This is a genomic window from Tychonema sp. LEGE 06208 (assembly GCF_015207505.1).
In the GTDB taxonomy this organism is placed as follows: Bacteria; Cyanobacteriota; Cyanobacteriia; order Cyanobacteriales; family Microcoleaceae; genus Microcoleus.
Genome location: NZ_JADEWT010000163.1, coordinates 1 through 11,321 on the forward strand (window position 1 = coordinate 1; position 11,321 = coordinate 11,321).

11 protein-coding genes and 1 pseudogene are annotated in these 11,321 nt (G+C 47.2%); 8 read left to right on the forward strand and 4 right to left on the reverse strand.

Annotated elements, in window-relative coordinates:
• Positions 1-99 (forward strand): annotated as a pseudogene (locus tag IQ263_RS26460) (IS630 family transposase); the annotation flags it as partial.
• 120 nt (positions 100-219) lie between these two features.
• Here IQ263_RS26460 and IQ263_RS26465 read toward each other — a convergent pair.
• Positions 220-2,040, reverse strand: a complete 1,821-nt coding sequence (locus IQ263_RS26465; RefSeq protein WP_194071051.1) for a caspase family protein — start codon at positions 2,038-2,040, stop codon at positions 220-222.
• A gap of 416 nt (positions 2,041-2,456) precedes the next feature.
• Here IQ263_RS26465 and IQ263_RS26470 point away from each other — a divergent pair, with 416 nt between their 5' ends.
• The 6 genes from IQ263_RS26470 to IQ263_RS26495 all read left to right on the forward strand — a co-directional run bounded on the left by IQ263_RS26470 (position 2,457) and on the right by IQ263_RS26495 (position 7,165).
• Entirely contained in the window at positions 2,457-3,158 is a 702-nt protein-coding gene (locus tag IQ263_RS26470; protein ID WP_194071052.1) for a V4R domain-containing protein, read from the forward strand.
• Positions 3,159-3,251: 93 nt separating this feature from the next.
• On the forward strand, positions 3,252-3,518 hold the full coding sequence (locus tag IQ263_RS26475) for a hypothetical protein (protein WP_194011816.1): 267 nt from the start codon (positions 3,252-3,254) through the stop codon (positions 3,516-3,518).
• A gap of 232 nt (positions 3,519-3,750) precedes the next feature.
• A complete protein-coding gene (locus tag IQ263_RS26480) occupies positions 3,751-3,942 on the forward strand; it encodes a zinc ribbon domain-containing protein (protein WP_194071058.1) in 192 nt (63 codons plus the stop codon).
• A 128-nt stretch (positions 3,943-4,070) separates the two neighbouring features.
• Positions 4,071-4,544: a globin family protein gene (locus IQ263_RS26485; protein WP_194071053.1), complete on the forward strand. Its 474-nt coding sequence runs from the start codon at positions 4,071-4,073 to the stop codon at positions 4,542-4,544.
• Between the two features lie 69 nt (positions 4,545-4,613).
• Entirely contained in the window at positions 4,614-5,279 is a 666-nt protein-coding gene (locus IQ263_RS26490) for a V4R domain-containing protein (RefSeq protein ID WP_194071054.1), read from the forward strand.
• 719 nt (positions 5,280-5,998) lie between these two features.
• On the forward strand, positions 5,999-7,165 hold the full coding sequence (locus tag IQ263_RS26495; protein WP_194071055.1) for a pentapeptide repeat-containing protein: 1,167 nt from the start codon (positions 5,999-6,001) through the stop codon (positions 7,163-7,165).
• A gap of 20 nt (positions 7,166-7,185) precedes the next feature.
• On the opposite strand, the gene IQ263_RS26500 is transcribed toward IQ263_RS26495, so the two are convergent.
• The 3 genes from IQ263_RS26500 to IQ263_RS26510 all read right to left on the reverse strand — a co-directional run bounded on the left by IQ263_RS26500 (position 7,186) and on the right by IQ263_RS26510 (position 8,738).
• Complete coding sequence (locus IQ263_RS26500) at positions 7,186-7,656, reverse strand: globin family protein (RefSeq protein ID WP_194011820.1); 471 nt, start codon at positions 7,654-7,656, stop codon at positions 7,186-7,188.
• Positions 7,657-7,862: 206 nt separating this feature from the next.
• Complete coding sequence (locus IQ263_RS26505) at positions 7,863-8,345, reverse strand: 2Fe-2S iron-sulfur cluster-binding protein (RefSeq protein WP_194071056.1); 483 nt, start codon at positions 8,343-8,345, stop codon at positions 7,863-7,865.
• A 171-nt stretch (positions 8,346-8,516) separates the two neighbouring features.
• Positions 8,517-8,738 (reverse strand): hypothetical protein, encoded by a 222-nt coding sequence (locus IQ263_RS26510; RefSeq protein WP_228050383.1) that lies wholly within the window; start codon positions 8,736-8,738, stop codon positions 8,517-8,519.
• Positions 8,739-8,831: 93 nt separating this feature from the next.
• Here IQ263_RS26510 and IQ263_RS26515 point away from each other — a divergent pair, with 93 nt between their 5' ends.
• Positions 8,832-10,766, forward strand: a complete 1,935-nt coding sequence (locus IQ263_RS26515; RefSeq protein WP_194071057.1) for a serine/threonine-protein kinase — start codon at positions 8,832-8,834, stop codon at positions 10,764-10,766.
• Positions 10,767-11,321 lie beyond the last annotated feature (555 nt).

Consider the following 11,321-nt stretch of genomic DNA (forward strand, 5'->3'; position numbering starts at 1 on the left):
GATATTGAACACGATTTTAGTGCCTTAAAGCGAGCCAGAATGTATGCTCCTGCTGGCACATCTTTAGATGAACTTATCTGTGCCTACTGCGCTCAATAGTGTCTCTTTTTTATTTGAAATGACTATAAGAGCGATCGGGCGATCGACCTACCTCAACTTGGTAGCTAAAATAATTTCCCGGTGGAAACCGGGAAATTATCAACTAAACCAACCTTTTTTCTATCGTTTCAGCTTAGCTTTCCAATTGGCGATAGCCTTTTGAGCCGGCTGATAACTCTTAGTACCCGACGGTATCAGCGAAGCAGTTTCAACCGCATCATTCAGCTTTCCTTGAGAGCCGCGCAACTGAGCAATTTTCAGAATAGCTTCGCTCCACTCTCCAATCAACTGCTGAGCTTCTTCATACTTGGGTTGACCAGCCTTAATTTTACTAGCTTGCTGGATGCCTTTAACGTAAGAAGAGGCAACTCCCCGCTTAATTTGACCCTTAGCCGCCGATAGCAAAGCAGTATTTGCCTGCTGCTCTTTTGATAGCTCTTCCCACTGAGCGATCGCCTCTTTTGACTGATTGTAAACCGCCTTATTGACATCAGGCATCAATTTAGCCGCTGCGATCGCCCCGGTAAAGTCGCCCCGAGTCGCCCGCCCGTTAGCAATATCCAAAATCGTCAAACTCCAGCGCTCAATATCCTCTTGAGCCTGTGGGTAGAGCGGATCGCTAGCCGCAATCGTTCGAGCCTTAACTACCGCTCGATTAAAACTAGAAGCCGAACCATCCTTAAGGAAAGTTTTCGCCTCAGCCCACACCTGCTGGCTTGACTCAGTTTGCTTAGTTCCACTCGCGGCTTCCACCGCCTGCGGTTGCTTCTGCGGCAAAATAGCAGCAGTAGATTTTTTAGGCGGAGGATTTTGTGCATTCTCAACAGGCGATGGAGGCTCTGATTCCTGCTGACCGACAAAAATCGATCGGTTCGTCAGAAAAACACCCAACAGCAGCACCAAAGCCGTAGCTCCACTCCACAAAACTAGCTGCTGCAAAAACGACTTGTCCGAGCCGCTGTTATCCGCATCCTGCGGAGGTACCGAGTTCGGTCGATCGTTCCCCCCACCAGCAGCAGGGACAACATTTGGCGGCGACACAGGCGGCTTCTCCACCGGCGCATCAATCGCATTGTTAGTAGCCTCCGGCCGATCGATGCTAGCCGTAGCCACTCCGACTTGTGGGCGATCGAACCCCTCAGCCACACCAACAGCCATATTCCCATTCCGTCCCGCCAGCGCCGCAGTTGGCACCCCATTCGCATCCGGCAAAATCACCAAATGAGCCTTTCCTGGAGGATTCACCACCATCAAAGGTTCTTGTTTCGGACGCAAATGGTGGTCGCACAGCTCCGGGAGCCGATCGCTCAAGAAACGGTCTAAACCCTTAAGCGTCGTGCACTGTCTCGATCGCAAGCCCTCCAAAAGCGCCGTCGTAAAAAATCCCTGACGCAAAGCCGAAGTTTCCCGCGAAACTTGATTCGGGCGGCAAGAAAGCACCGTCGGGATTTCTAACTCCCGCGCCACCTCGGCCGTTTGAGCGCCGATCGTTTCCCCCGCCTTCACAATCTGGCTGCGGTTCATATCAACCAGCACCAACACCGTTTCCGTAGGAGCCTTTTTCAGAGTATTCAACAGGAACTCTACGGAAATCCCCGTACCCTCAATGTCCGCCGGATTTCCATCCGCCGGCATCAAATAATCCTTTCCTTCATAGCTGACACCGTAGCCGCTAAAAAAACACCAGAGTATATCTCCCTGTTGCAAGTGTTCCGCGCACAGGTTTTGCGTCAACCTCAGAATATTTTCGCGATTCGGATACGTTGATTGACCCCACAGCGACGGCGAGCTATCCGTCATCAGCAGACATCCCTCCGGTGCAAAACCAGCCTCCTCAGTCAAAAAACCGTACAGTGCCTCTGCATCCTCTTGGGCATAACTCAAAGGCTGGAGTAACTGATATTGATTGATGCCTATTGCAATACAAGCGTGATGTTTCATCGCCCTATACCCTATATATATAGTTAACAGCTTGCACAAAACGATAACACATAGTCGTTTAACGTTATATCCGCTTTTACCTTCTAGCCTCCGACAGCAATTCTCCCCAGCCACAACTCCCAATCATCCAAAATCAGCATCCTCAAAGTTTCACAGCTTAATATAGCGGTTCGATTGCGTGGTGAGCTATGCCCTATCCGGCCTATGCCCACCCTTCGACTTCCCTCGGGGGGCAAGATGCCCTAGGCCGGATAGTACCTCATATTAGAGCTCGAAAGGCTATATATTCCAGTCAAAAATTATACCCTCTACCTCTATTCAGAAAAATGACGTTAAATTGGATACACAGGCCGCTCTATTTGTTCTATTTGATTCTAATTTTTTGCAAACTACACAAAACAGGAGTAACCCGCTAAATGGTCTCTACAGTTCAAAAAGAAATTGCCACCCCCAGCGAGTCCCCACTCAAGAAAAAATTTCCTAAAAGCCACAACCATTATAGGTTTCAGGACTTTTTTGCCTTCGATCGCCAGTTTGGAACAATCAACGACTGGGGTAAGTCGCGCAACATTTTTACCAGCGAAGACTTCATCATCGGCTTGGTAGAAGGACTCGAAGAAGAAGTCGGCCCTGCTTCTTCTGTAATCATGTATACTATTGGTTGTCAGTGGGGAGTCCAAGATTCCGAATTTTTTCAAAAATGGTTTAGTGCCGAATTCGACCAGAACATTCGCCAGTCAAATCTCATGTTTCTGCTAGAAACTTGGTGGTGGCCGTTCACAGCTCAAGGTTGGGGTCGTTGGGAAGTGGACATGAGCGATCGCAAAAACGGGTGCATCTTCATCAACCTCTTTGACTCAGCAGTTGCTCGCACGTTGGGCGACGTGGGCAAACCAGTCTGTCACCTATACGCCGGTTTGTTTGCAGGTTTCTTCGGAGCTCTAGTCAAAAAGCCTCTAAGCTGCATAGAACTCCAATGTTACTCGATGGGAGAAACCTATTGTAAATTCCTCCTCGGCAACCCAGATAAAATTGATGCAGCAGCATTCTGGCTTAACGAAGGTGCTAACGCCCGCGATATTGAAAATCGACTGCAAAACGGTGAAATGTTGCGCTAAACAACCTGGAAAGGCACATACCCTGCCCTGCCTTTCCTCCCACCAATTCGCGATCGAAAGTGCGACGGTGGACCTCTCCAGGCAGGAAGAAAGATGAAAAGTCAAACTTTATGGTTGGACAAGTCTGTCCAAGACTTCTTTAATAACTACAATTGGCTGGGAAAACCTTTAGAAACCCAAAATGGCTCCACTCCCCGTCAAGTCCTGACTTTAACCCGATCGGTAGCCGAATTTTTTCAAGCTATTTCTTGGGAAGGAATTCCCCAAGTTGGATCCCTGCCCCTACCGCCACCCTTGCCAGTAATTTCTATTTCCGAACCAGCCGAAGTCACCATTGACGACCTATTCGACCTCTTTTAATCTGTTTGGGGAAGAGAAAACAAAAAAAAATCTATCTTCCCCCTTCCTTCTTCCAACTTCCATTTGTCTTCTTCCTTCTTCATTCCTCCTTCCTTTTAGAGAATAAATGCTATGGTGTGAGACATGACACAGAGAGCATTCAAGTACCGATTCTATTAGTGATGCCAGTTGGGAAGAATTAATCACGCAAGTTGAATATAAGTGTGAGTAGTACCGTAGGACATTTGTCAAAATTGACCGATGGTTTTCTAGCTATAGGCGTTGCCGGAATTACGGTAATATTGTAGATAAGTTACCAGTAAATACCAGAAAGTGGGATTTTCCTAAATGCGGGGCCAACCATGACCGCGATATTAATTCAGCTATTAAATATTTGGGCGGCAGGTCTTGCCGTTTCAGTCTGTGGAGCGAACGTAAGACTTAACAGAAATACTACTGTCGGGCAGTTAGTTGCCTAGAAACAGAAAGTCTAAGAAGTAATTCTTGGAATCAAGAGTGCGTTTATGCGCTTGGAGTATGTCAACAATAACCGATTACCACTAAATTAAAATTATGCACCCTGAAATTGAGGCGCTGCTGGATCAGGCAGAAAACCGTTTTTTAAAAGGCGAAGAACTCATAGCTTTTAAGCGTCAAATTGCAACCCTCTCCCAGCGCTTAAAAATTTATGAATTTTTGCGAGAGAAGGAAGCAAGCATCTTCCAACCAATCGCCAACCAGCTACAAGAAGCATTCCCAGATGAAAAATCAGAAACCCTAGAACGATCGCTCAAACACTGGCTCTTAGTCTTGCGGTACAGCTCTATGGCCATGCTGCTCAACGATCGAGATTTTCTCGAACAGCGACTCCTTGACTGGGTTTCCGGCATCGTCGAAGCCCACCACACTCAAAAAATCGAAATAAGTGTTTGCAATATGCTACAAACTCGCTTAAAAGAACTACTTTCTGAGCAAGCCAGAGCTATATTGCAACCATTCTTTGACCAAGCACAGTCAATGATTATCGATCGAGATAACGAAGAATAGGCAAATTCCCAATTCCCAATCCCTCCGCTTCGCTCCGCCCAATTCCCAATTCCTAATTCCTAATTTCCAATGATTAATATTGCCGACCTGCTCAAACAGCCCCGACTCCCTGGAAACTACTTTGCTAGCGATGCCTACGTCCGAGGCGACCTTGAACTCGGGCTGCTGGAGAACCGCCGGGGCGATCGACTCATAGCCCTCCCAGAAACACTAATTCAAGCCATTTATATCGGCTTAGAACAAGAAACCGGTCAAGCCTCCCGACTCGTCCTTTTTAACTGCGGTCGCTGGTGGGGAAAAAACTTCTACGTGCGTTTTTGCGAAGAAGTCAGCGAATACTACGGTCAGCCAGTTTCCGAAATGGAAATGGTAGAATTTCTGCAGTCCCTGCAACAGTGCTGGAAAACTCACGGATGGGGAACATTTGAACTTGACCCCAGCTATTCCGAACAGGGATTTTTAATAGTAAAAATTACTAACTCTCTGTTTGCCAAAACAGCCCCCAAATCCAAGTGGCCAGCCTGTTTTTTAGAAGCAGGAATCTTAAGTTCCTTCTTTACTCAGCTTACAGGTAGAGAACTCCACTGCCTGCAAACTTCTTGCGAATCCTTGGGTTCTGACTGCAACCGCTTTATTTTAGGGATACGCGATCGCCTGCAACCAGCAGATTTAATGCTCGAAGAAGGAGAAACTCACGAAGCTATTATTAGTAAACTTTGCAAACCCAAAAACTGACTTATTATCACAGCTATTAGTTGGTTTATAATAGCTGTGATAATATTTTAAATTTTCGGTCAATAAAAACTAATATCATCTCCGAAAATGGCGATCGCAATCAGATGGGTTCGATCGAAAGGAATGCAAGTCCTCTAATGATGAGGACTTGCATTCCTCATTACCAATTTTTATAGATTGCAGCAAATTGAGCCGACGTGGTACGATCGCTGCTATAGTGGGGAACGCAGGCCTAAAATTTTCTTTTTAGGAGACTGCTATCAGAGGGAGCATCTAAATTTTGCATTTGTAGTCCTGCCCCCCGCACAGCACAGGTTATACAACACTCGCTCTTGGCGGACAGCACTCAACTAAAACAATATTTTTACACAGCCGGAGATGCTCCAATATTCAGATGGACTTTATCATGTCTGGTAAATTACCATAACAAAAATATTTCGTAGTGCGGACTTTAGTCCGCAGCCTGAGAGCGGACTTTAGTCCGCACTACGAATCAATCTTATTGTTGTCAATCTACTGCCAACGAGATTATTCTTCCACCATTGCATCTACAAAAACATCTAAAAAGTAAGTTAAATTATAAAAAAGCTACAGAGTTTTAAAAATGGTTTTAGCCATCAAAAAAAGTTGGAAACTCGCAGCTAGACAATTCACAACTTACCCAACAAACTCATAAAACTTAAAAGCAATCACAACCTCAATTTTTTTGATCTAACTTAATGGACGCCAATGAACTTCTAAATCGATATGCAGCCGGCGAAAGAGATTTTAGACAGGCAAACCTGCGCGGCATTGTGTTGAGTCCGATCGATTTATTCCGTTCCAGCGATGCTCCAACTCTACGTTTGGACAACCTCAACGAACACCAGCAGCGACCCTACTTAATTGGTGCCAATCTCAGTGGGGCCGACCTCACCAAAGCCCATCTGAGCCGAGCAAACCTCAGCAAAGCCGACCTCAGCGGAGCAAACCTCACCGGCGCCAACCTCATGGCTGCAAGTCTGAGCGGAGCCAACCTCACCGGAGCCAACCTCACCGGAGCCAACCTCAGTGGTGCTCACCTGAATTGGGCAAACCTGACTGGAGCAATTCTCCTCAAGGCTAGTCTCATAGGTGCAGATATGAGCGCGGCAAAACTCTCCAAAGTCGTTCTGTGCGAGGCCAATCTCAGTAAAGCCTATCTGATTAAAGCTAATCTCAACGGGGCAAACTTGAAAGATGCAGACTTGAGTCTAGCCAGTCTCAAAGAAGCAGACTTGAGCCAAGCACAGCTCACCGGAGCTGAATTGTCCAAAGCCAATCTAGCCGGAGCCAACCTCACCGGTGCCAACCTCACCGGTGCCAACCTTTTGAAAGCTAACCTCAGACGAGCCAACCTCACTCAAGCCTATTTAAACGGCGCGTGTTTGAGCGAATCAGACCTCACCGAAGCTTGCTTGGAAAGAGCCAACTTGTGCAAAGCAGACCTCAGCAAAACCTACCTGAGAAAGATTGCTTTGAATGGCTGTCACTTAAGCGGTATCAACCTCAGCAACGCAGACCTGACTGGTGTAGATTTGAGTGGCAAACTTTTAACTGGAATCAATATGGCAGAGGCATTGTTAAACGAAGCTAATTTCAGCGGTGCTTATCTGATGGAAGCCAACTTGAGCGGGGCCAACCTCAGCAAAGCCAACTTGAGCGGAGCCTACCTGATTAGTGCCAACCTTTCTAATTCTTGCCTACACGAAATTGATTTGAGCAAAGCTAACCTGAGTAAAGCCAACTTACGGAAAGCTGACTTGACAGGAGCCAACCTCCGGGGAGCCATTCTCACTGAGGCCACTTTGACTGGAGCAAAATTGATTGGAGCCATTCTTCCTAACGGCAAAATTTATCGCGGTTAAGAAGGTGTTAACTCCCTTGATTATTTGCCCAGTAAAGTGCGGTTCATGTCCAGAATAGGAAAAAATAGGTTGGTTTCTTCAGTCGTGAGATATTGTTTGAGTACCTTTTTCATCACATCGTAGGTCACGGTCGCAATATTTCTAACTTGAACAGCACCTAAAATAGTTTGCAACCAAAGCAATAGTCGATCGCGCAACCGTTCAGTATCATTAATCAACAGTGCTGCCGTCGAATGCCTCAACACCCGCAGAATATCTCCACGGCACTTTTCAGTCACATCTTGAGTCCCCCGGCGAAATAAATTAGGGTCGAGAGACCGCATTTGTGCTTCCACTTGCCGCATAATTTCTGTTTCAGAGGCTTGAATTTTTTTATAAGCACTCATCCGGTGATTCAAAGACTGAAAGTAGTCTTTCAAAAATTGGAGCTCGTCAGCAGTGGCGTAGCGTCCGTCTGCTTCCGTACTTAAACGCGCAAGTTGGCTCAGCATATAATTTTTTTATTTTGGGCAACAATCTGTTTAAATACAACATATCAAGTTTTGACGCTAATTGGGGCAGCTTCCCCCATCCGCAATTAGATTAATACCAATTTCATAAAGTAGCGCTAGATATTACCCCCCCAACTCCCCCCAAAGCATCGGGGGGCTAAGACTTCATCAGCACATCTTTAGAAAAATGGTATAACGTTGGTAATTTACGCTTCTTTAGTCCGAACTAAATATTGTCCTACTTGGAAGCGGGTTTCATTAAGCTGTGCAACGATCGAACGAGTAATCAACTTTCCCGATTCCACAACTACTTGACCCGTAATTGGGTGTAGCAAATCTTGCTGGGCCCGGCGGCCGATCAGAGCTTCCACATTTTCGATAGCATTGATGTACATCCCCGCAGGTATCTGTACAACCACACCCTCGCCGATAATTTGCGCCTGACAAGCAAGTCGCGAATTGGCTTGAGCTGTAGTAATGACTTCCAACGTCCTCCTCTCGCGGCGGTTGATGTCAGACAAGCCTTCCATGCCGTCTTTAATGTAAACGTGGCAGGTAGCGCACATTCCCCGCCCTCCGCATTCCTTGAGAACGTCTAAGTCTTTGGAAAGTAAGGCAGACAGGATATTCGATCGGGTTTCCACTGCCATTTCTTCGGCAATTGGATCTAGTCTAATAATTTTAACCATATTGATTTTTCATTCTGTCCAATTAAGTATGCCAGCGTGAAATATTTAAAGTTCAAACAATTTGGGGTGATTCGTAAAAACGTTAAGATTGTTTGACAGCATCGGCTTCCGGTTCTCGAACCCTGATTGCATAACCGCGAGTGCTGTTTTGGTAATCGCTGTTGAGTCGCCCTATTCCCCAACGTAAGCTGCGATGGCTAAAACCTGAGACGGTTTCTCCAAAGCCTTAAACAAACTGTAATACTCGCGATCGACTAAAATAGCAGCCACGGGTAGTTCCAGATCGGGCATCCGAATCAGGCAATATTGATACTGATTCCGAAGCTCAAGGATTTTAGTAGGTGCGATTGCGCGATCGCCTTTAGTCAGCCGAGAATGAACCTGAGATAACATAGCAGTAACTGGCGATCGATTCAAAGTTTGAATTTTGGTCAGAATTTTTTACATATTTTAATACTAGCTCAAGCATTTCCTATAATTAGACAGATGCAACATTCTAAATACCGTATTTTAGGGCTAGTCGGACAAGGGCAATTCGGTCGGGTATTTTGTGCCAGCGTTCGAGAAACTCCCGCCAAAGACTCCCGCCTCACCAGCCAACTGGTTGCTCTCAAAGAACTCAGCCATCAAAAAGCCCCAACTAGCGAATTCTTGCGAGAGCTGTGGTTTCTGATCACCTTGCAGCACCCCAACATTGTCACCTGCCGAGCTCTAGAACACACAGCTACAGGCAGGTACTTGGTCATGGACTACTGCGAGGGCGGAACCCTCCGCAACCTGCTCAAACAAGACCGTCCCTTGCGGCTGCTCGAAGGTTTGCAGTTAGTCATGGAAGTTTTAACAGGCTTAGACTACGCCCACCGCCGAGGTGTAGTTCACTGCGACGTAAAACCAGAAAATATTCTCCTAACTCTAGGCTCCAGAGGTTGGTCGCCACGCCTGTCTGACTTTGGTATCGCCCGCCGGCTGCCAGAAATCGGTACAACTCGCCTCCATCAAGAACTTTCTCCAGACGCTACCGTAGGTTCCCCCGCTTACATGGCCCCAGAGCGGTTTTACGGTCTTTATTCCCCCATGTCAGATATATATGCAGTGGGAATTCTGTTGTTTGAGTTGCTAATGGGCTACCGCCCTTTCGGTGGAACCCCCGGAGACTTGAGGTGGGCGCACCTGAATCAACGCTTGCAACTTCCCGACGCTATTCCCGAACCTTTACAAGCAATAGTCAAAAAATCTTTGGAAAAGCTTCCGGCCCGGCGTTTTGCCAGTGCTTCCCAAATGGCTCAAGCTCTGCGGCTGATCCTGTACGACCCCGCTGTCAGGCAATTGGGCGACTGCATAGTTCCTTGGGAAAATCCCGCAACCCGCGGCGCTAAAAGTCTGAAGTCCGACACTGATTCTTTGACCCAAGTCGAAGAGAAAGAACCATCAGGGCAGGCTATTAATTTACTTCAGACTGTGCGTTATGCGGTTTCGCAGCCAAAGCCGCTGATACTTTCTGCACCGCTGACGGCTTTGATTGCGACTGAGAAGTATCTCTACGCTGCAGTAGATAAAGATGTGAAGGTTTGGTGTCAGCCGGAAAATCCGCTAGTTACCGAAGAAATGCCGACTTCTATATCTATGCCGGAAACCGTGCGTGGCATTTTACCGACTTCCCACGGCTGCTGCGTTCTGACTCCACAAAAAATTTACTGGATGGGCGATCGATCTTGGGAACCTCACTGCTTGCTGGATACGGGTTTAAGGCAAGGTGCGGATGCTTTTAAAGCTGCTGTTGATTCTCACGGCCGCTGGTTGACAGTGGCTGTTCCGGGAGAACTGCGCTTTTATGCTTTAGGTGCAAACATTGCCGAGGGCAATTTAGAACAAGCTCCCAGGTCGATCGCTACTGTACCGTTCGCGGAACACTATTTACCTGAATTAATGTTTTTGGATGGGCGACACGTCTTAGCCATTTGGCCGGACAACGAACCGAAAAATCCCCAAACTATTTTTAGGGTTTACACTCGTCGCGGCAATTCGGTGGGTTCTGTGCGGTTGTCTGCCAGCGTCGGAGAGATGCTGCTGACACCTGAGCCTTATACTTTGCTGGGAATTCCTCAATCTGGGAAAGCGGCCGTGTTGTTGATGAAATTGTGGCCGCTCAAGGTAGCTCGGATTCCCCTGGAAAGTTTGCCCGTCTCTGCTTGTGTGGCTAATTGGGGATGGGTTTTGGCGGATGTTGCGGGGCAGATTCTCGTTTTAAACAGTCAAGGTACTCAAGTAGGGAATTTTAGCAGCCCCGCTACACCTAGGGCGATCGCCCCTTGGGGGAAGACGGGTTTGGTGATTGCTACGAATACTGATTCGGAGGGTCACTTACACTTTTTAGATGTAGGCGTTGAGGAGGCTAGCTCGATATCGAACCTCAAAGGCTGATAACTAACTTAACTATCAGGTGTTTCGGGGTTGTTTGAATTAAGGAGAGTTTAGTTGCGGGCGATTTTGGTCTAACGGGACACGGCACGCGGGCGATCGGGTTAATCCTACGTCCAACCCCCCTTTCGTCAAGTCCAGCGAGTGCGCGCACTACTTATATATATGAGTGAGGTTCACCAACCACCTGCTTGTGTGATGGTGAACCGTGCGATCGGTCGTCACACCCTAGCTCCAGCGCGATCGGGCGATTAAGTGCGATCGTCTTTTACCTTGCGAAGCATTTTATATGGCCTTGATGACAGACCAGCCAAAAAGACGGTTAGCAGTGGAAAAAGGGCGTGTTGGGGGCAAAGAGGAGTGAGCTAGGGGATGAAAAACAAAACTCAGCAGTGGAAACCCTTGCTGCCTATGACTTCCAAATCAAGCAGAAAACTTTGCAAAAAAGCTTGACAACTCAGGGGAGAGTTGATATATTAATAAAGCGCCAAAGAGAAGGCGGTTCACACCGCGGATCTAAGGCAAAAAACTGAACCTAGAAAAAAGAATAGTTTGAAA